Here is an 18,863-nt window from a genome sequence, read left to right as displayed (position 1 = left end):
GACCCTCTCGGATGGCCGGGCCGCCGTCAGCGTCCGTGGAAGCGTGGGGGGCGCTTCTCCAGGAACGCCGTCATCCCCTCCTTCTGGTCGTCGGTGGCGAACAGGGCGTGGAAGACGCGGCGTTCGAAGCGGATGCCGTCGCGCAGGCCGGTTTCCAGGGCCCGGTCGACGCACTCGCGGGCCGCCCTGACCGCCGCGCGGCCGTGGGAGGCGATCGCCGCCGCCGCTTCGAGGGCCTCGGGCAGGACCCGGGCGTCCGGGACCACTCGGGAGACGAGACCGCAGCGTCCAGCCTCCCGTGCGTCCATGGTGCGGCCGGTGAGGACCAGGTCCATGGCGGTGGCCCGGCCGACGAGCCGGGTCAGCCGCTGGGTGCCGCCGATGCCGGGGATCACGCCGAGTTTGATCTCGGGCTGGCCGAAGACCGCCGACTCCCCCGCGACGACCAGGTCGCACATCATGGCCAGCTCGCAACCGCCGCCCAGGGCATGGCCGTTGACGGCCGCGATCTTCGGGGTGCGGAGGTCCGCGAACTCCTCCCAGGCGGCGAAGTAGTCCTCGGCCGCCATGTCGACGGCGGACTTCCCTGCCATCTCCTTGATGTCGGCGCCCGCCGCGAAGACCGTGTCCGAGCCGGTGACGACGAAGCAGCCGGTCTCCGGGTCCGCATCCAACGGACGGAGCACGCAGAGGAGTTCGGCGAGGAGTTCACTGCTGAGCGCGTTGCGGACGTGCGGGCGGTGCAGGCGCACGGTCACCACACGGCCGTGCCGTTCGACCTTCAGATGGTTCATCTCTCTTCTCCTTTCGAGGATCGTGCGCAGGGTCACGAGTCCCAGATCGCGCCGTACGCCGGGATGCCCCGCCGCTCCAGGCCGTGGACCACCTGCCAGGTCAGCTTCTTGTTGGAGATGCAGATGACCGCCTCGGCGCCGAAGTCCCGGTGGGCCTCGTGGGCGAGGCGCACCATGTCGGGCTTGCCGTGCCGGGAGGTGTCCCAGATCAGGGCGTGCGGCTGGACGGCGAGGATCTCGTCGACCAGGGCGTCGCCGTAGGTCGCGCGGGGGTCGCGGGTCGCCCAGACGAGCCGGGAGGGCACCTGGGCGGCGAGCAGGTGGGGCAGGCAGGGGCCGATGCCGCTGCCGGTGGCGACGTAGACGACCTTGGTGAACAGGACCTCGATGTTGGCGACGCCGGCCGTGGTGATGCCCTTGACCCAGACCTGCCGGGGCAGGTCGTCGATGAAGGAGCCGGTCCAGTCGCCGGCCCGGGAGATCGTGAGCCGGAAGCCGGGCTCGCCGGGGGCGGGGACGTTGGCGAAGGAGTGCCATTCCTTCAGCGGGTTGCGGCTGATCGCGGTGGAGGAGCCGGCGAAGGGAGTCTCGCCGTGGTCGAAGCGGGCCAGGACGACGTGGGAGGAGGGGCGTTCCAGGCGGACGTCCACCTTGCGCAGCCGCAGCCAGGGCAGGGCGACGCTGAAGGTGACCACCGCGAGCGTGCCGACCTCCCAGGGGCCCGGCGACGCCAGCAGCGTGTGGGTCCAGAACAGGGCCAGGGCCGTCCAGCCGCCGAAGCGGTGGATCTTCTCGAAGTGGTCGTGGTGGCGGGAGCGGAAGGGCGGCAGGGCGGTGGCGGTGATCAGGGCGAGGAGGGCGATCAGGGTCCAGCCGACGGCCCTGAGGGTGCCGCTGGGGGTCGTGATCGTCAGCGCCAGGAACCAGGCGGTGCCCGCCAGTGCGCCGCCGACGTGCAGCCCGCCGAAGTGGTACACCTTGCCGAGCGTCCAGCGGACCCGCAGCGGCCAGCTCGTCGGCGCCGAAGTCGCCAGCCGGAAGAAGAGGTTGATGACGTACTGCTGGCGTACGACGACGGCGAGGGCGAGGTTGGCGAGGGCCGCGTGCCCGAGGGTGGCGGCGTCCAGAGGCCAAAGGGCCCACGCGAAGGTCAGGTTGACGAGGAGCACCAGGGCCGCGAGCCGGTTGTAGTGCATCAGGCGAGGGTGTTTGAGCAGGCGGCGGGGGCCGGACAGGAGCGGCGGGCGTCCGCCGGTGGCCTGCTGGTTCCGGGTTCGCTGGTTCCGGGGCGGGGACGTGGTCATCGCGCCACCGCCACGCGCTGCTCGATCATGTGCAGCAGCGCCTGTTTGTCGACCTTGCCGCGGTCGGTCTCGGGGAGCAGGTTCAGCGGCAGGATCTGCTCGGGGACGCAGTAGTACGGCAGGGCGTCCGCGACCGCGCGGCGGGCGGCGTCCGGGTCGACGTCCGCCGGGCAGACGAAGGAGACCAGGGTGCGGGCGTCGCGTCTCAGGGTGACGGCGCGGGTGCAGCCGGCGGCCGACTCCAGGACCGAGGAGACGGAGTCCAGCTCGACGCGGAAGCCGCGCACCTTGACCTGGTCGTCGGTGCGGCCGAGGTGCTCCAGCTCGCCACCGGGGGTCCAGCGGCCGAGGTCGCGGGTGCGGAACATGCGCCGGCCGCCGTCGAGGAACGGGTCGGGGGCGTAGCGCTCGGCGTTGAGGGCGTCGTCGCCGAGGTAGCCGGCGGAGACGCAGTCGCCGCCCGCCCACATCTCGCCCACCTCGCCGATCGGCAGGGGGCGGCGGTCGGCGTCGAGGACGTAGACCGTGTTGTTGGGGGTGGGGCGGCCGATGGTGAGCAGCGGGGCGGACGGGTCGTGGCGGCTCATGGTGTTGACGATCGTCGTCTCCGTCGGGCCGCAGCAGTTGAAGAAGGCGGCCCGCCGGGCCCACCGGTCGGCCAGCGGGCGCGGGCAGGGCTCCCCCGCGACGGCGACCGTGCGCACCCGCGGGCAGGCGGCCGGGTCGAGGCCGGACAGCACGGTCGGGGTCGCCACGAGCACGTCCGCCGTGCGGGCCGCGGCGGCGGGGTCCTTGCCGCGGATGACGAGCGTGCCGCCCTGGGTGAGGCAGCCGAGGATCTCCCAGGCGGCCATGTCGAAGGCGATGTTGAGGAGCTGGGCGACGCGGTCACCGGGCCGGACGCCGAGGCCGCCGGGGGCGGTGAGCAGGAGGTTGGCGACGTTGCGGTGGGTGACCTTCACGCCGTTGGGGCGGCCGGTGGTGCCGGAGGTGAACAGCACGTAGCAGCCGTCGTCGCCGGTGACGCGGACGCGTGGGGCGGGGGCGTACGGCGCCGGCTCGTCGAGCGGGAGCAGCAGATGGCCGTCCGGCAGGGGTACGCGGTGGGCGTGTTCGGCGACCGTGAGGACGACCCGGGTCCGCGCGGTGCGGATGACGTGGGTGAGCTGGGCCGGGGGCGCGAGGCCGATGTCCTGCGGGACGTAGGCGGCGCCGGTCTTCAGGATGCCGAGCAGGCCGACCAGCATCGGGATCGAGCGGCGGACGAACAGGCCGACGTGGTCGCCGGGGCGTACGCCCTCGCGGACCAGGCGGGCGGCGAGGGCACCGGCGTACCGGTCGAGCTCGCCGTAGGTGATGCGGGCGCCCTGGTGTTCCGCGGCGACGGCGTGCGGGGTGGCCGTGGCGTGCCGGGCGACGGCGTGGTGCAGGAGCGGGTCGGGGACGGGGACGGTGGGCCCCCGGCCGTACTGCCGGAAGAGCCGCTGGTCGTGAGGGGTCAAGTGGCGCAGAGGCATGATCGAGTGGCCTCCTGGCTGTTTCGAGGTCGGATTGCCACCTGCGGGCCGGCCGCGGGTGGATGCAGCCGTGATCGGCGGGCATGCCCGGGTGTCGAACGCCGTGCGGAGTCGTGCGAGCGCTGCGCGTAGCGAGAGCGTAGTGCGGCTGCTTCAACTCTCAACGAGGTTGGATCGGCCAAGAAAGGAACGCAATGAGCCACATGTGGCGTTTCTCGTCCCACGGGCAACGTCCGTGCCGGTCGGCGACGACCTGTAGGAGGGCAGGCCTGTGCCGTACCGGGCAGCGCGCTCCTGCCTCACGCGGGCGGCCCGGCGGCGGGGAGGTTGCCGTCCCGGCCGCGTAACAGGGAACCGGCCCGGGTGTAACACGGCCGACGCACGCTGAACGGTATGCAGAGCACCGTGACGCCCACGCACTGCCCGTACTGCGCCCTGCAGTGCGGGATGAACCTGACGCCCGTGCCGGACGGGACCGTCGAGGTGAGCGAGCGCGCGGACTTCCCGGTGAACCGGGGCGCCCTGTGCGGCAAGGGCCGGACGGCCGCGGCGGTACTCGCGCCCGGCGTGCGTCTGACGTCCCCGCTGGTGCGCGACGAGGGCGGCACACTCGTGCCCGCCTCCTGGGACGAGGCGCTGGACCGGATCGCCGCGGGCCTGGACCGCACGCGCGCGGAGCACGGGCCGGACGCGGTCGGGGTGTTCGGCGGGGGCGGGCTGACGAACGAGAAGGCGTACACGCTCGGCAAGTTCGCGCGGGTCGTGCTCGGCACGTCGCAGATCGACTACAACGGACGTTTCTGCATGTCGTCGGCGGCGGCCGCCGGCATCAAGGCGTTCGGGCTCGACCGGGGGCTGCCGTTCCCGCTGGAGGACGTCCCGAAGTCCGGCTGCGTGATCCTCGTCGGGTCGAACCTCGCGGAGACCATGCCGCCGTCGTTGCGGTTCTTCACCGAGCTGCGGGAGAACGGCGGCACGCTGATCGTCATCGACCCGCGCCGCACGAAGACCGCCGAGCAGGCGGACCTGCACCTGGCGCCCCGGCCGGGCACGGACCTGGCCCTCGCCCTGGGCCTGCTGCACCTGGTGATCGCCGAGGGGCGGGTGGACGAGGAGTACGTCCGGGACCGCACGGCCGGCTGGGAGGACGCCCGGGCCGCGGCGATGGCGCACTGGCCGGAGTACGTGGAGCGGATCACGGGGGTGTCCGTTCCTCAACTCCGCGAGACCGTGCGGCTGTTCTGCGAGCCGGAGTCGGCGATGGTGCTCACCGCGCGCGGGCCCGAGCAGCAGTCCAAGGGCACCGACACGGTGGGCGCGTGGATCAACCTGTGCCTGGCGACCGGCCGGGCGGGCCGCCCGCTGTCCGGGTACGGCTGTCTGACCGGGCAGGGCAACGGGCAGGGCGGACGGGAACACGGGCAGAAGGCCGACCAGTTGCCGGGGTACCGCAAGCTCGACGACCCGGCCGCGCGGGCGCATGTCGCCGAGGTGTGGGGTGTCGATCCGAACAGCCTGCCCGGCCCGGGGCGCAGTGCGTACGAGCTGCTGGACGCGCTGGGCACCGACATCAGGTCGCTGCTGCTGATGGCGTCCAACCCGGTGGTGTCGGCGCCGCGTGCCGCGCACATCGAGGAGCGCATCCGGTCGCTGGACTTCCTGGCGGTGTGCGACGTGGTGCTGTCCGAGACGGCGGAGCTGGCGGACGTGGTCCTGCCGGTCACGCAGTGGGCCGAGGAGACGGGCACGACGACGAACCTGGAGGGCAGGGTGCTGCTGCGGCGCCGGGCGGTCACTCCGCCGGACGGCATCCGCAGCGACCTGGAGGTGCTGCACGAACTGGCCGCCCGCCTGGGCGTGGAGAAGGGTTTCCCGACCGACCCGGAGGAGGTCTTCGAGGAGCTGCGCCGGGCGTCGGCGGGCGGGGCGGCGGACTACTCGGGGATCACGTACCGGAGGCTGGCGGAGGAGGACGGGGTGTTCTGGCCCTGTCCGGCGGCGGTGGAGGAGGACGGCGCGGGCGAGGACACCCCTCCCGGCGGGGAGGAGCCTGCCGTGCACCCGGGCACGCCCCGCCTCTTCCTCGACCGTTTCGCCACGCCCGACGGCCGCGCCCGCTTCGTCCCCGTCTCGCACCGCGCGATCGCCGAGGAGCCGGACGACGAGTACCCGGTGCTGCTGACCACCGGGCGGGTCGTGGCGCAGTACCAGTCCGGGGCGCAGACCCGGCGGGTGGCAGAGCTGAACGCCGCGGCGCCCGGGCCGTTCGTGGAGCTGCACCCGAGGCTGGCCGCCCGGCTGGGGGCGGCCGAGGGGGACCCGGTGGCCGTCGTGTCGCGGCGGGGCCGGGCAGTGGCGCCCGCGAGGATCACGGACGCCATCCGGCCCGACACCGTCTTCATGCCCTTCCACTGGCCGGGCGAGGGCCGCGCCAACACCCTCACCAACCCCGCGCTCGACCCGACCTCCCGGATGCCGGAGTTCAAGGCGTGCGCGGTGCGGCTGGAGACCGTGGAGGCGTAGGTCAGCTCACGGCGACGGCCTTCCAGGCGGACGCCACCGCCTTCTGCTCGGTGCTGTCGCCGCCGTAGAGGTCCTTCGCCGCGCTCAGGGTCGCCGTGCGCGCGTCCGCGTAGTTCGTCGAGGACGTCATGTAGACCGTCAGCGCGCGGTACCAGATCTTGCCCAGCTTGGCCCGGCCGATGCCGGTCACCGTGGAGCCGTCGCAGGTCGGGGAGTTGTAGGCGACGCCGTTGAGGGACTTCTTGCCGCTGCCCTCCGCGAGCAGGTAGGCGAAGTGGTTGCCGACGCCCGAGGAGTAGTGCACGTCCAGGTCGCCCAGCTTCTCGCTCCAGCAGTCCGCCGACTTGCCGTCCTTGGACGGCTTGTCCATGAAGCGCAGGGCCTCGCGGCCGAGGCCGGAGCGGACGACCTTCTCGCCGATGAGCCAGTCGCCCCGGTCCTCGGCGTTGGCCGCGTAGAACTCCACCAGCGTGCCGAAGACGTCCGAGGTGGCCTCGTTCAGACCGCCGGACTCGCCCGAGTAGGTCAGCGCCGCCGTCTTCGACGTCACGCCGTGGGACATCTCGTGCCCGGCGACGTCCAGCGACACCAGCGGGCCCATCAGCTTGCCGTCGCCGTCGCCGTACGTCATGCAGAAGCAGTTGTCGTCCCAGAAGGCGTTGTTGTAGGCCTTGCCGTAGTGGACGCGGTTGAAGGAGCCCTTGCCGTCACCGGCGATGCCGTTACGGCCGTGGACCTTCTTGTAGTAGTCCCAGGTGACGTCCGTGCCGTACTGGGCGTCCACCGCCACGGTGGACCGGTCGGCCGCCGCGCCGGTCCCCCACTGGTTGTCGGCGTCGGTGAAGAGCGTCGCGGGGGCGCGGGTCAGACAGACGGTCAGCAGGCACTTGTCCGTCTTGTTCGCGGCGTCGCCGGTGTAGGTGCCGCCGCGCGTCGCGTCCTTGAGCTGGTACGACGAGCCGGCCGCCGTCGTCTCCAGCGGAACCGTGCCGCCGTAGAGGGACTTGCCGTCGCCCGAGGCCGATTCCATGGAGTCCCAGGCATCGATCCGGGCGCCGGTCGTCGCGTCGGTCAGCACGGTGCGCCCGACCGGGTTGCCGAGTTCGTCGTGCGCCACCGCGTCGGTCTGCCAGGCCAGCTTCGGGACGCCGTGCAGGGCGTCGACGACCAGCCGCGGTTTGGCGGTCAGCCTCTTCAGGGTCTCGCCGAGGTGGGCCGCGCGCAGCAGGTTCGCCGCGAGGTCGGCGGCCTTGGGGGCGGTGACGTTCGGGGTGACGCTCGCCAGGGAGAGCGCGGACTTCGTCGCACGGCTCGTGCCGCGGTACGTGCCATCCGGGTTCAGGTGGAGGACGAAGTCGCCGCCGAGCACCGGGAGCCGGTGGTAGGTGCGGTCGTAGCGGACGTGCCGGGTGCCGTCCTGGTCGACGACGACGTCGCGGACCTTCGTCTCCTGGGCCGAGGTGAGGCCCAGGGCTCCGGCCCGGTCCGCGAGCACCGCCTCCGCGTCCTCGATCGCGCCCGACCTGGTCGGCCGGTCCGCCGCGCCGGCGGCCGGGGAGAGGACGGCGGCCAGCAGGGCGGTGGTGCCGGTGACGGCCACACCGGCGAGGGCGAGACGGGAACCGCGGACATGACGTATCCGACTCATCGGTCTCCTCATACGGGCGCACCCGGTCGCGTGGGGTCGACCGGGTGCGGCGTTGATGTTGACCGCGAGTTAAGGCGGCGCGGACATGGCATGTCCATAGCCCCGCTGTGGAGGTGTGTGAGGGTGCAGAATCGTTCCTGTGACCCTCCCCTTCTTCGTCTACGGCACCCTCCGTCCCGGGGAGGTCAACCACGACCTCTTCCTGCGCGGCCGCACCCGTTCCGAGGAGCCGGGCCGGCTCGCGGACGCGGTGCTGTACGAGGGGCCGGGCTACCCCTACGCGGTCGAGGAACCGGGCGGCGGAGTGGTCGGCGGGGAGCTGGTCACCGCGCTGCCGGAGGCGTACGAGGGGCTGCTCGCCGAGCTGGACCGGCTGGAGGAGTACGTGCCGGGGGATCCGCGCAGTCTGTACGTGCGCGTGGAGCGCACGGTCGCACGGGAGGCCGACGGGGCGGCCGTGCCGGCCTGGGTGTACCTGGCCGCGCCCGCCGTCGCCGCGCGACTGCGGGCCCGGGGGCGGGCGATCGCGGGCGGGGACTGGCGGGCGCGGGTGTGACGGGCCGCGGTGCGGGCTCAGGTCCCGTACGGCCGGCTCAGCCGGGCCTCCCGCAACGCCCGGCCCCACCACACCAGTTGGTCCAGCATGGTCTTGGCCGCCGCGTCCGGGCCGGAGGGGTCGCGCAGGGCGCCGTGGTCGTCGAAGGAGGCACCGGCGTTGTGGAAGGAGACGGTGTCGCGGACCGTCACGGCGTGGAGCTCGGCGAAGACCTGACGCAGGTGCTCCGCCGCCCGCAGGCCGCCGGACACGCCGCCGTAGGAGACCAGGCCGACGGGCTTGGCCTGCCATTCGGTGAAGTGCCAGTCGACGAGGTTCTTCAGGCCCGCCGGGAAGGAGTGGTTGTACTCGGGGGTGAGGACCACGAAGGCGTCCGCGCGGGCCAGCTTCGGGGTGATGCCGGACAGCGCGGCGGTCGCCTCCGGAGTCGGTTCGAGCGACATGGGCAGGGCGGCCTCGGCGACGTCCACGACCTCGGCGACCAGGTCGTCCCGGTCCCGGATGCGGCCGAGGAGCCAGTCCGCGACGACGGGGCCGAAACGGCCGTGCCGGTTGCTGCCCACGACGAGGGTCAGGCGGAGGGGTTCGGCCGCGGCGGCGGCTGGTGCGATGGCGGTTGTGTTCATGTCGCACACCCTCGTACCTCAACCTTCCTTGAGGTCAAGCGGCGGCGCGTGGATACCCGGGTCACCCGTTCACACGCGCACCCCGCGCATTTCCGCACCCGGTCCGCCGAACGCCCGTGACCTGCCGAAACGAACGCGACAAGCCGCCGGTTCACCTCCCCCTGACACTCGTTCACCCCAATTCTGACGCCCCCTCAGCAAGCGCGGTCGTCCCGCTGCCCGTTACCTCGGAAGGGCAGGCGCACGACCGACCCGCTCGAAGGGGGAGCACCGATGCGACGTACCGCCCGGCCGCTGACCGGCATCGCGCTCGCCGTCGCCGCCGCGGCTCTGGCCGCGGCACCCGCGTACGGCGCGTCCGCCGGTGGCCTGGAGGTGTCCCCGGACTCGGTCGGGCCCGGCGGTCAGGTCACGGTGCGCACGGCGGCCTGCGGCGACGGCGGCTCGGCGACGGGTGACGCCAGCGCGGTCGGGGCCGGTTCCCTCAGCCTGGCGCCGGACGCGCACGGGCAGGACGCGACCGGGCGGTTCCGGGTGCCGCCGAGTGCGCAGCCCGGCACGTACGAGATCACCGCCACCTGCGGCGACAGCGGCCGGCGGATCACCGGGGACCTGGTGGTCACGCTGACGTCGATGCGCGGGCAGGTGCATCCCCGGGGGAGCGTGAAGACGGGGGTCGGCGGCGCCCTGGGCCCCGACCCCGTGCAGACCGCGGCCGGTGTGGCGGCCCTCGCCGTCGCCGCCGCGGGCGGTACCTGGCTCCTGCATCGCCGGGCGAGAGGCGACGGGATCTGACGGACACCCTCCGCTGTCCGTCGCCGGTACCGCATGTCCCCTCCCCCTCCGGGTCCGACGCCCCTCGCGGCCCGGAGGGGGGTACGGGGCCGAGGCTCAGAAAGGGGTGGGTGTGCGCAGGTTCCCCTGGATCGGCAGCGGCGTCCGCGATCCCGCGAACGCGGCCATGGCGGCCGTCACGGTGTTCGCCCTGTGCTCCGGGGTGTGGCTGCTGCGCGACGGTGTCGCGACGCAGGGCCCGCCGCAGCCGTCCGCCGCGCAGGCCCGGGCCGGGCTGGACGGCCGGGCCGGGGAGCGGCCCGCCGTGCCCGCGCTGCCGCCCTCGCCGCCCGACCGCATCCGCATCCCCGCGATCCGGGTGAACGCCCCGCTGACCGGGCTCGGCCTGACGAGGACCGGCAGCCTCGACGTACCGCCCGCCGCGGACGAGAACCTCGCCGGCTGGTACGAGTCCGGCACCACGCCCGGTGAGCCCGGCACGGCGATCGTCGCCGGCCACGTCGACAACGCCGACGGCCCCGCCGTCTTCTTCGACCTCGGCGCCCTGGCCCGGGGCAGCACCATCGAGGTGGACCGGCGGGACGGCGGCGTCGCGGTGTTCACCGTGGACGCCGTCGAGGTGTACGACGCGAAGGACTTCCCCGACGAGAAGGTCTACGGCCCCGCCCGCCGTCCCGAACTGCGCGTCATCACCTGCGGGGGCGGGTACTCACGCGGCACCGGGTACCAGGGGAACGTCGTCGTCTTCGCCCACCTGACCGGCAGCCGGTGACGCGCTCAGGACGTTGGCCCGCCCCCAGGCCCCCAGCGGCTCCAAGGCCTCGTTCAGGGACTCGCCCCGGGCCGTCAGCGAGTACTCCACCCGCGGCGGCACCTCGTCGTACGCCTCCCGGTGCACCAGGCCGTCGGCCTCCATCTCCCGCAGGTGCGAGGCGAGCACCTTCTCGGTGATGCCCGGCAGTTCGCGGCGCAGTTCCCCGAAGCGGCACGGCCGCTCGTTCAGCGCCCAGAGGATCAGCACCTTCCACTTGCCGCCGATCACGTCCATCGCCGCGTCGATCCCGCACACGTACGCCCCCGGCCGTCGCCCGGTCGTCCTCGTCCCCATGCCCCGCCCCTCCCCTGCCGCTGCCGCTGCCTGCACCCTTCCCCCGGGGTAACCACCCACTTCCAAGTAGGTACTTGAGCAGGCGCCTCCCCTGCGACGAGCCTAAACGCCATGACAGACAACGCAGTTGCTCCCCGCACGCCACTCACCCCCCTCACTCCCCTCACCCTTCTCGGCACCGGCGCCATGGGCACCGCCCTCGCCCGGGTCTGGCTGGCCGCCGGGCACGCAGTGACCGTCTGGAACCGCACCGCCGCCCGGGCCGAGCCCCTCGCCGCCGAGGGCGCCACGGTCGCCGCGAGCGCCGCCGACGCCGTGGCGGCGAACCGCCTGGTGATCGTCTGCCTCCTGGACGACGTCTCCGTGGGCGAGGCCCTCGACGGGGCCGATCTCGCCGGGCGGGACCTGGTGAACCTCACCACCGGCACCCCGGCCGAGGGACGGGCGCGGGCCGCCTGGGCCGAGGCGCGCGGCGCGCGCTTCCTGGACGCCGGGATCATGGCCGTCCCGCCGATGATCGGCGCCCCGGACTCCGGCGGCTACGTCTTCTACAGCGGCTCCCCCGAGCTGTTCGAGGAGCACCGCGACACCCTCGGTGTCCCGGCCGGCACCCGCTTCGTCGGGGCCGACCCGGGGTTCGCCGCGCTGCACGACGTGGCGCTGCTGAGCGCGATGAGCGGCATGTTCGCGGGCATCACCCACGCCTTCGCGCTGATCCGCCCGGAGAACATCGCGCCGAAGGACTTCGCACCGCTGCTCGCTGACTGGCTGACCGCGATGGCCCCGGCCGTGCACCAGAGCGCCGACCGGCTGCAGAGCGGCGACTACACCCGCGACGTCGTCTCCAACCTCGCGATGCAGGTCGCGGGCAACGCCACCCTGCTGCGCACGGCCGAGGAGCAGCGGGTCAGTCCGGAGCTGCTGACGCCGTACGCGGAGCTCATGGAGCGACGGCTCGCGCAGGGGCACGGGGACGAGGACGGGACGGGGATGGTGGAGTTGCTGGACCTGCGAGGGCGCTAGGCCAGCCACTGTTCGTAGGCCAGGTTCGCCACCAGGGCGAAGACGACCGTGAGCAGCACGACGCGCACGAAGCCGCTGCCCTGCTTGAGGGCGGTGTGGGCGCCGAGGGTGCCGCCCGCCAGGTTGAATACGGCCATCAGGGCGGCCAGCTGCCACAGGACCGCGCCCTGCCAGGCGAAAGTGGCGAGGGCGCCCGCGTTGGTGCAGCAGTTGACGATCTTGGCGGTGGCGGAGGCCGTGACGAGGTCGAGGTGGAGGATCGCGGTGAGCGCGAGGACCAGGAACGTGCCGGTGCCGGGGCCGATGAGTCCGTCGTAGAAGCCGATGCCGAGGCCGGCCAGGCCGATCGCCGCGAGGACCCGGCGGCGGGTGGCCGGGCCGGTCGCGGGGGCCGTGCCGAAGGCGGGCCGCAGGATCACGAAAGCTGCGACCCCGAGCAGCACCACCATGATCACCGGCTTGAGGACGTCGGTGCTCATCCCAGCCGCGAAGAACGCCCCGGCGGAGGATCCGGCGAGGGCGGCCAGCCCGATGCGGACGGCGGTACGGACGTCCACGGGAGCCTTGCGGGCGTACGTCACGGCCGCGCCGGTGGTGCCGACGATGGCGACGGCCTTGTTGGTGCCGAGCGCGCACGCGGCGGGTGTGTTCGCCGGCAGTCCGAGCAGCAGCACGGGCAGCAGCAGGAGGCCGCCCCCGCCGACCACGGCGTCGATCCAGCCGGCGGCGAGGGCCGCGACGCAGAGCAGGACGATCATGGTCAGCGATATGTCGGGCATGATCGCGACCTTATGCGAGGCCGGTACGCCGCCTCTGCGACGCCCCTCACAGCCCACCGTCGCCTCACTGCGGGAACCGTCACAGTTCCTCGTCCCCCGCGCCACGGACCACCGCGGGATCCGTCACAGACCGCCGTCCCCCGCACCACGGACCATTGCTGGGACCCCGCACAGACCGCCGTCCCCCACCCTTCCGACCACCGCGGGAACCCCTCACAAACCGCCGCCCCCGCACCGCCGAACCCCTCACAGCCAGCCGTCTTCGCACTTCAGGAACCCTCACACCCGGCGCCCCTGCCCGCTGAGGGCAGCGTTCCCCGCGGGAAACAGAGGTGATGCTGCCGGGTAACACCGGCACCGCACGCTCAAGGACATGACCTCGAATGAGCGTGTGGTGGTGATCGGCACCGGCCTCGCGGGCGTACGGCTCGCCCGGCGGCTCGGTGAGCTCGGCACGCCCGCGCTGCTGATCGGCGAGGAGGAACACCGGCCCTACAACCGGGTGCTGCTCGCCGAGGTGCTGGCCGGACGGTACAGCCCCGAGGTGATCGCCCTGCCGGCGCCCGCGGCACTGACCCGCGGCCGGGTCACCGGGATCGACCGCGCGGCGCGGACCGTGCGGTGCGCGGACGGCTCGGTGATCGCATACGGCACGCTCGTCCTGGCCACCGGATCCAACCCCGTGCTGCCGCCCCTGCGCGGCCTGTTCACCGAGAACCGCCAACTTCCCGAGGGCGTCCACGCGTTCCGCACCATGGACGACTGCCTGGGACTGTCCAAGGCGGTCCGGCCGGGCACGAAGGCGGTCGTCATCGGGGGCGGGCTCCTCGGCGTCTCCGCGGCCCGCGCCCTCGCGCTGCGCGGCGCGCAGGTCGTCCTCGCCCAGCAGTCCGAGCGGCTGATGGAGCGCCAGCTCGACCCGGCCGCCTCGAAGCTGGTCCGGCGCCATCTCACCGACCTCGGCGTCGAGGTGCACACCGACCTGCGCGTGCGCGACGTGCGCTGTGTCGGCGGTGCGGTCCGCTCGGTGGAGATGGCCGACGGCTACGCCCTCGACGCCGACCTCGTGGTCCTGGCCTGCGGGGTCCATCCGCGGGTGGGTCTGGCGCAGGCAGCCGGCCTGGAGGTGCGCAAGGGCATCGTCGTCGACGACGAGCTCCGCACCTCCGACCCGCACATCCACGCCCTCGGGGACTGCGTCCAGCACCACGGCACGGTGTACGGCCTCGCCACTCCGGCACTCGAACAGGCCGACGCGCTGGCCGAGTTGCTGGCCGGTGACCCCACCGCCCGGTACACCGGCACGCGTTCCCTGACGCGGCTCACGCTCAACGGGCACGACAGCCCCTTCGACCTCGCCGCGTTCGGCGAGACCGAGGCCCTCCCGGGCGACGACGTCGTCCAGCTCGCCGACGCCACCCGCGGCACCTACCGCAAGGTCGTCGTCCGCGACGACCGCCTGGTCGGCGGGGTCCTCGTCGGCGAACTCGGCACCGTCGGCGCGCTCGCCCGCGCCTGGGAGGGAGCAGAGCCGCTCCCCTCCGACGGCGGCCCGCTGCTCCACCTGCTCACCAACGATGGAGGCTCCTGATGACCGCCACCCCGGAGGCCACGGAGGCCACCCCCACGATCGTGCTCGTCGGCCACGGCATGGTCGGCCAGCGCTTCCTCGAGGCCCTCGCCGAGCGCGGCCTGACCGCCACGCACCGCGTGGTCGTGCTCTGCGAGGAGCCGCGCCCGGCCTACGACCGCGTGGCGCTCACGTCGTACTTCTCGGGGAAGACCCCTGAGGACCTGTCCATGACGGACATGGAGTTCATCGCCACGCACGGCATCGAGCTGTACGTCGGTGACCCGGCGGTCTCCGTCGACCGCGAGGCCCGCAAGGTCACCGCCAGGTCCGGCGAGGTCTTCGACTACGACGTCCTCGTCCTCGCCACCGGCTCCTACCCCTTCGTCCCGCCGGTCCCGGGCAAGGACGCCGAGGGCTGTTTCGTCTACCGCACGATCGAGGACCTCCTCGCGATCGAGGAGTACGCCAAGTCGAAGGCCGAGGTGGGTGCCGTGGTCGGCGGCGGCCTGCTCGGACTGGAGGCCGCCGGGGCGCTGAAGGGCCTCGGACTCACCTCGCACATCGTGGAGTTCGCGCCCCGGCTGATGCCCGTCCAGGTCGACGACGGCGGCGGTGCCGCGCTGCTGCGCACCATCGAGGAGATGGGCCTGAGCGTCCACACGGGCGTGGGCACGCAGGAGATCCTGGTCGACTCCGAGGGCGCCGTCACCGGCATGAAGCTCTCCGACGGTTCCGAACTCGCCGCCGACATGGTGGTGTTCTCGGCCGGTGTGCGCCCCCGCGACCAACTGGCCCGCGACTGCGGCCTGACGGTCGGGGAGCGCGGCGGCATCACCGTCGACGAGCAGTGCCGTACGGTCGCCGACCCGCACGTCTTCGCGATCGGCGAGTGCGCGCTGGCCTCCGACGGCCGGGTGTACGGCCTGGTGGCGCCTGGCTACGAGCAGGCCGAGACGGCCGCGGCGACGATCGCCTCGGACGAGGCGTCCTTCACCGGTGCCGACCTGTCCACCAAGCTGAAGCTGCTCGGTGTGGACGTGGCGTCCTTCGGTGACGCGCACGGCACCGCCGAGGACTGCCTGGACGTCGTCTACTCCGACTCCCGTGCGGGCCTGTACAAGAAGCTGGTCATCGGCCGGGACGGCACGCTGCTCGGCGGCATCCTGGTCGGCGACGCGGAGGCGTACGGCACGCTGAAGGCGTTCACCGGATCCGTCCCGCCGGTCTCCCCCGAGTCGCTGGTGCTGCCCGCCGGGGCCGGGGAGTCCGTGCAGCTCGGCCCGTCCGCGCTGCCGGACGAGGCGATCGTCTGCTCCTGCCACAACGTCTCCAAGGGCACGATCCGCGGCGCGGTCACCGACCACCAGTGCACGACGGTGCCCGAGGTGAAGAAGTGCACCAAGGCCGGCACCGGCTGCGGCTCCTGCGTCAAGGTCCTCGGCCAGCTCGTCAACGCCGAGCTGGAGGCGAGCGGCGTCGAGGTCGACAAGGGCCTGTGCGGCTGCTTCGGGCAGACCCGCGAGGAGCTCTACGAGATCGTCCACGCCCTGCGCATCACCACCTACCAGGACCTGCTCGACCGGCACGGCCGCGAGGAGGCCCGGGGCGGTGACGGCTGCGAGGTCTGCAAGCCGGCCGTCGGCTCGATCATCGCCTCCCTCGCCCCGACGATCGGCGCGAGCGGCTACGTCCTGGACGGCGAGCAGGCGGCCCTTCAGGACACCAACGACCACTTCCTGGCCAACCTGCAGAAGAACGGCTCGTACTCGGTCGTGCCGCGGATCCCCGGCGGCGAGATCGCCCCGGAGAAGCTGATCGTGATCGGCGAGATCGCCCGCGACTTCGGCCTCTACACGAAGATCACCGGCGGTCAGCGGATCGACATGTTCGGTGCCCGCGTCGAGCAACTGCCGCTGATCTGGGCCAGGCTGGTGGACGCCGGCTTCGAGTCCGGCCACGCCTACGGCAAGTCGCTGCGCACGGTGAAGTCCTGCGTCGGCCAGACCTGGTGCCGCTACGGCGTCCAGGACTCGGTGAAGATGGCGATCGACCTGGAGCTGCGCTACCGGGGCCTGCGCTCGCCGCACAAGCTCAAGTCGGCGGTCTCCGGCTGCCAGCGCGAGTGCGCCGAGGCCCAGTCGAAGGACTTCGGCGTGATCGCCACGGCCAACGGCTGGAACCTCTACGTCGGCGGCAACGGCGGCGCGACCCCGCGTCACGCGGACCTGCTCGCGCAGGACCTGTCGGACGCCGAACTGATCCGCCTGATCGACCGGTTCCTGATGTTCTACATCCGTACGGCCGACCGCCTGGAGCGCACCTCCACCTGGCTGGAGCGGATCCCCGGCGGCCTCGACCACGTGCGGGACGTCGTCGTCCACGACTCGCTCGGCATCTGCGACGAGCTGGAGCAGCTGATGCGGGCGCACGTCGCGCACTACCGCGACGAGTGGGCCGAGACCATCAACGACCCCGAGAAGCTTGCCCGGTTCGTGTCCTTCGTGAACGCCCCGGACACCCCGGACCCCGTCGTCGCCTTCGTGCCCGAGCGCGACCAGATGAAGCCCGACCTGCCGCTGCTGTCCATCGGCATGCGACCCGCCGCTGACGTACTGGAAGGAAGCGCCCAGCGATGACCCTGGCACTCGAGACCACCGACCTCAAGATCGAACTCGCCCTGGACGACGACTGGTTCACGGTCTGCGACCTGACGGCGCTGCTGCCGGGGCGCGGGGTGGCCGCACTGCTGCCGGACGGCCGGCAGGCCGCGATCTTCCGCGACCGCTCCGGCGACCTCTTCGCCATCGACAACCGCGACCCCTTCACCGGCGCGGCGGTCCTCTCCCGGGGCCTCACGGGCACCCACCAGGGCCGCCCCTTCGTCGCCTCCCCTCTGCTGAAGCAGCGCTTCGACCTGACGTCGGGCGAGTGCCTGGACGACGAGACGGTACGGGTGACGGCGTACAAGGTGCGGATCGCGTAGCCGGACGGCCGGAGCAGTCCCCCGGAACAGGAGCACCCCTTCTTCACGGAGGGGTGCTCTGTGCATTGATCACGTCCCGGAGTGAGCTGTCGCCGGGGAGCGGGGGGCGTCGGCGGCGCGTTCGCAGTGGGGCCAGTCGCCGAAGTCGCGGTCCCGGCTCCACAGTTTCCGGGCCGCCCGGATGTTCCACTCCGGGTCCAGTGCCTCGCGCGGTGTGCCGCCCAGTTCGCGCAGCCGGGCGTCGGAGATCTGGAACAGGCCCCAGTTCCGGGTGCCGTTGGTGTTGGGGAGGATGTGCAGCGGGTCGAGGAAGGACTGGCAGTCGGCGATGGCCACCGCCTTGTCCGGCACCTCGGGAAACGCCTCCCGCACCCGCTGCCGCACCTTCTGCGGCGACCACACGCCCATCCGGACCCGCGAGGTGTACAGCGCCTTCTTCGTCGGCTCCCCGACGACTCCGTTGGGCTGGAGTCCGGCGAGCACCTGGAAGGCCGTGACGCGGCGCAGGGTCTGCGGCCCGAAGTCCCCGTCCACGCCGATGTCCGCGCCCTTGGCGTGCAGCAGCCGCTGCACCTCCCGCACGCACTCGTCGTGCTGGCCCATCGCGATCACGGACGAGCAGCCGGCCGAGAACAACGGCCGGTCCTCGCCGGCGCCGCGCCCTGCGCCGGCGGAGGGTGACCGGCCGTTCGTCAGGGCCCAGGCGGAGACGGAAACGGCGGCGACAACCGCGGCGGTGACGACGGAGGTGCGCAGCCGGCGCCGACGTGACCACCCGGCGGGGCGCGGGCTCGGCGCGATGCCCGGGCGGCCTGGGTCCCGGCCGGGGGCGGTGTCCGTGGTGGGCGCGGTGTCCCGGCCGGGGGCCGAGTCCGTGACGGGCACGGTCTCCCGGCCCGAGGCCGCATCTGTCGCGGTCTCGGCGTCCCGGCCACGGGTTGCGTCCGCGGCAGGCCCGACAGCCCGGCCGCGGGCCGAGTCCGTGGCGCGCACGGTCTCCCGGCCCGAGGCCGCATCTGTCGCGGTCTCGGCGTCCCGGCCACGGGTTGCGTCCGCGGCAGGCCCGACAGCCCGGCCGCGGGCCGAGTCCGTGACGGGCCCGGCAGCCCGGCCCGAGGCCGCATCTGTCGCGGTCTCGGCGTCCCGGCCACGGGCTGCGTCCGCGGCGGGCCCGACAGCCCGGCCGGGGGCCGAGTCCGTGACGGGCCCGGCGTCCCGGCCGGGGGCCGAGTCCGTGGCGCGTGCCCGTCCTCCGGCCTCGGATTCCGCTCGGTCGTCCCCTTCCTCCGCACCGGCCGCGGAGCCGTCACCGGCACCGGCCACGGAACCGGCACCGGCCGCGGAACCGGCACCGGCACCAGCCGCGGCAGCGGCCCGCGCCGCGTCGGCCAGGGCCCACAGGCGGTGCAGGGTGCGCAGTTCGTCCGGGGTCGCGCCACACACCGTGGCCAGCCGGTGCACGCTGCCGTAGTCCTGCGGCACCGACGTACCGCGGCAGTAGCGGTGCAGCGTCGAGCCCGCCAGCCCGGACTTCCTGGCGAGGGCCTCGTAACTCAGCCCGGACCGGCTCTTGAGCGAACGCAACAACGCGGCGAACCGCTCCGTTTCAGGGCATGCGGACAACGCCATTCCCC

16 protein-coding genes are annotated in these 18,863 nt (G+C 73.2%); 8 read left to right on the top strand and 8 right to left on the bottom strand.

Annotation, left to right across the window (positions count from 1 at the left end; translation table 11 throughout):
* Positions 1-26: 26 nt before the first annotated feature.
* Genes BJ965_RS26390 through BJ965_RS26380 form a run of 3 tightly spaced genes read right to left on the bottom strand, consistent with a single transcriptional unit; the run spans position 27 to position 3,615 of the window.
* On the bottom strand, positions 27-794 hold the full coding sequence (locus BJ965_RS26390) for an enoyl-CoA hydratase-related protein (protein WP_184911527.1): 768 nt from the start codon (positions 792-794) through the stop codon (positions 27-29).
* Positions 795-826: 32 nt separating this feature from the next.
* The gene (locus BJ965_RS26385; RefSeq protein WP_184911524.1) at positions 827-2,098 is read right to left on the bottom strand and encodes a hypothetical protein; all 1,272 of its coding nucleotides are present in this window, start codon (positions 2,096-2,098) and stop codon (positions 827-829) included.
* A complete protein-coding gene (locus tag BJ965_RS26380) occupies positions 2,095-3,615 on the bottom strand; it encodes an amino acid adenylation domain-containing protein (protein WP_184911520.1) in 1,521 nt (506 codons plus the stop codon). Before BJ965_RS26380 ends, BJ965_RS26385 begins: the two co-directional genes overlap by 4 nt.
* 393 nt (positions 3,616-4,008) lie before the next feature.
* Here BJ965_RS26380 and BJ965_RS26375 point away from each other — a divergent pair, with 393 nt between their 5' ends.
* Positions 4,009-6,138: a molybdopterin oxidoreductase family protein gene (locus BJ965_RS26375; protein ID WP_184911517.1), complete on the top strand. Its 2,130-nt coding sequence runs from the start codon at positions 4,009-4,011 to the stop codon at positions 6,136-6,138.
* Position 6,139: 1 nt separating this feature from the next.
* On the opposite strand, the gene BJ965_RS26370 is transcribed toward BJ965_RS26375, so the two are convergent.
* Positions 6,140-7,786 carry a M4 family metallopeptidase gene (locus BJ965_RS26370; protein ID WP_184911514.1) on the bottom strand — a complete coding sequence of 549 codons (1,647 nt, stop codon included), beginning with the start codon at positions 7,784-7,786 and terminating at the stop codon, positions 6,140-6,142.
* A 139-nt stretch (positions 7,787-7,925) separates the two neighbouring features.
* Between BJ965_RS26370 and BJ965_RS26365 the strand changes: the two genes are divergently transcribed.
* A complete protein-coding gene (locus BJ965_RS26365) occupies positions 7,926-8,342 on the top strand; it encodes a gamma-glutamylcyclotransferase family protein (protein WP_184911511.1) in 417 nt (138 codons plus the stop codon).
* Between the two features lie 17 nt (positions 8,343-8,359).
* On the opposite strand, the gene BJ965_RS26360 is transcribed toward BJ965_RS26365, so the two are convergent.
* Positions 8,360-8,968 (bottom strand): NADPH-dependent FMN reductase, encoded by a 609-nt coding sequence (locus BJ965_RS26360; RefSeq protein WP_184911508.1) that lies wholly within the window; start codon positions 8,966-8,968, stop codon positions 8,360-8,362.
* Between the two features lie 273 nt (positions 8,969-9,241).
* Here BJ965_RS26360 and BJ965_RS26355 point away from each other — a divergent pair, with 273 nt between their 5' ends.
* Both BJ965_RS26355 and BJ965_RS26350 read left to right on the top strand, forming a co-directional pair.
* Positions 9,242-9,763 carry a hypothetical protein gene (locus BJ965_RS26355; protein WP_184911505.1) on the top strand — a complete coding sequence of 174 codons (522 nt, stop codon included), beginning with the start codon at positions 9,242-9,244 and terminating at the stop codon, positions 9,761-9,763.
* 166 nt (positions 9,764-9,929) lie between these two features.
* The gene (locus BJ965_RS26350) at positions 9,930-10,535 is read left to right on the top strand and encodes a class F sortase (RefSeq protein WP_184917565.1); all 606 of its coding nucleotides are present in this window, start codon (positions 9,930-9,932) and stop codon (positions 10,533-10,535) included.
* Here BJ965_RS26350 and BJ965_RS26345 read toward each other — a convergent pair.
* The gene (locus tag BJ965_RS26345; protein ID WP_184911502.1) at positions 10,473-10,871 is read right to left on the bottom strand and encodes a winged helix-turn-helix transcriptional regulator; all 399 of its coding nucleotides are present in this window, start codon (positions 10,869-10,871) and stop codon (positions 10,473-10,475) included. The genes BJ965_RS26350 and BJ965_RS26345 overlap by 63 nt on opposite strands.
* Positions 10,872-10,982: 111 nt before the next feature.
* Here BJ965_RS26345 and BJ965_RS26340 point away from each other — a divergent pair, with 111 nt between their 5' ends.
* Positions 10,983-11,894, top strand: coding sequence for an NAD(P)-dependent oxidoreductase (locus tag BJ965_RS26340; RefSeq protein ID WP_184911498.1), 912 nt, complete (start codon positions 10,983-10,985; stop codon positions 11,892-11,894).
* On the opposite strand, the gene BJ965_RS26335 is transcribed toward BJ965_RS26340, so the two are convergent.
* A complete protein-coding gene (locus tag BJ965_RS26335) occupies positions 11,891-12,673 on the bottom strand; it encodes a sulfite exporter TauE/SafE family protein (RefSeq protein ID WP_184911493.1) in 783 nt (260 codons plus the stop codon). The genes BJ965_RS26340 and BJ965_RS26335 overlap by 4 nt on opposite strands.
* Before the next feature lie 373 nt (positions 12,674-13,046).
* Between BJ965_RS26335 and BJ965_RS26330 the strand changes: the two genes are divergently transcribed.
* From BJ965_RS26330 to nirD, 3 genes are read left to right on the top strand one after another with little or no spacing between them, the layout of a single operon-like run.
* Positions 13,047-14,264 carry an NAD(P)/FAD-dependent oxidoreductase gene (locus BJ965_RS26330; protein WP_184911489.1) on the top strand — a complete coding sequence of 406 codons (1,218 nt, stop codon included), beginning with the start codon at positions 13,047-13,049 and terminating at the stop codon, positions 14,262-14,264.
* On the top strand, positions 14,264-16,882 hold the full coding sequence (gene nirB / locus BJ965_RS26325; protein ID WP_184911486.1) for a nitrite reductase large subunit NirB: 2,619 nt from the start codon (positions 14,264-14,266) through the stop codon (positions 16,880-16,882). The genes BJ965_RS26330 and nirB overlap by 1 nt, the downstream gene beginning before the upstream one ends.
* Positions 16,879-17,229 (top strand): nitrite reductase small subunit NirD, encoded by a 351-nt coding sequence (gene nirD / locus BJ965_RS26320; protein WP_184911483.1) that lies wholly within the window; start codon positions 16,879-16,881, stop codon positions 17,227-17,229. Before nirB ends, nirD begins: the two co-directional genes overlap by 4 nt.
* A 69-nt stretch (positions 17,230-17,298) precedes the next feature.
* Here the strand turns inward: nirD and BJ965_RS39535 are convergent, their stop codons facing one another.
* A complete protein-coding gene (locus tag BJ965_RS39535; protein WP_246546039.1) occupies positions 17,299-18,852 on the bottom strand; it encodes a helix-turn-helix domain-containing protein in 1,554 nt (517 codons plus the stop codon).
* Between the last annotated feature and the right edge of the window lie 11 nt (positions 18,853-18,863).

This window comes from Streptomyces luteogriseus (assembly GCF_014205055.1).
Classification (GTDB): Bacteria; Actinomycetota; Actinomycetes; order Streptomycetales; family Streptomycetaceae; genus Streptomyces; species Streptomyces luteogriseus.
Note: the sequence above shows the minus strand (reverse complement) of the source record. Positions and strands in the feature narration are given on the sequence as shown.

Excerpts from the sequence above, each read along its gene's own strand:
- nirD (WP_184911483.1), top strand. The coding sequence starts at position 16,879 with ATGACCCTGGCACTCGAGACCACCGACCTCAAGATCGAACTCGCCCTG.
- BJ965_RS26370 (WP_184911514.1), bottom strand. The coding sequence starts at position 7,786 with ATGAGTCGGATACGTCATGTCCGCGGTTCCCGTCTCGCCCTCGCCGGT.
- BJ965_RS26335 (WP_184911493.1), bottom strand. The coding sequence starts at position 12,673 with ATGCCCGACATATCGCTGACCATGATCGTCCTGCTCTGCGTCGCGGCC.
- BJ965_RS26375 (WP_184911517.1), top strand. The coding sequence starts at position 4,009 with ATGCAGAGCACCGTGACGCCCACGCACTGCCCGTACTGCGCCCTGCAG.
- BJ965_RS26330 (WP_184911489.1), top strand. The coding sequence starts at position 13,047 with ATGACCTCGAATGAGCGTGTGGTGGTGATCGGCACCGGCCTCGCGGGC.
- BJ965_RS26360 (WP_184911508.1), bottom strand. The coding sequence starts at position 8,968 with ATGAACACAACCGCCATCGCACCAGCCGCCGCCGCGGCCGAACCCCTC.
- nirB (WP_184911486.1), top strand. The coding sequence starts at position 14,264 with ATGACCGCCACCCCGGAGGCCACGGAGGCCACCCCCACGATCGTGCTC.
- BJ965_RS26345 (WP_184911502.1), bottom strand. The coding sequence starts at position 10,871 with ATGGGGACGAGGACGACCGGGCGACGGCCGGGGGCGTACGTGTGCGGG.
- BJ965_RS26380 (WP_184911520.1), bottom strand. The coding sequence starts at position 3,615 with ATGCCTCTGCGCCACTTGACCCCTCACGACCAGCGGCTCTTCCGGCAG.
- BJ965_RS26355 (WP_184911505.1), top strand. The coding sequence starts at position 9,242 with ATGCGACGTACCGCCCGGCCGCTGACCGGCATCGCGCTCGCCGTCGCC.
- BJ965_RS26390 (WP_184911527.1), bottom strand. The coding sequence starts at position 794 with ATGAACCATCTGAAGGTCGAACGGCACGGCCGTGTGGTGACCGTGCGC.
- BJ965_RS26340 (WP_184911498.1), top strand. The coding sequence starts at position 10,983 with ATGACAGACAACGCAGTTGCTCCCCGCACGCCACTCACCCCCCTCACT.
- BJ965_RS26385 (WP_184911524.1), bottom strand. The coding sequence starts at position 2,098 with ATGACCACGTCCCCGCCCCGGAACCAGCGAACCCGGAACCAGCAGGCC.
- BJ965_RS26350 (WP_184917565.1), top strand. The coding sequence starts at position 9,930 with ATGGCGGCCGTCACGGTGTTCGCCCTGTGCTCCGGGGTGTGGCTGCTG.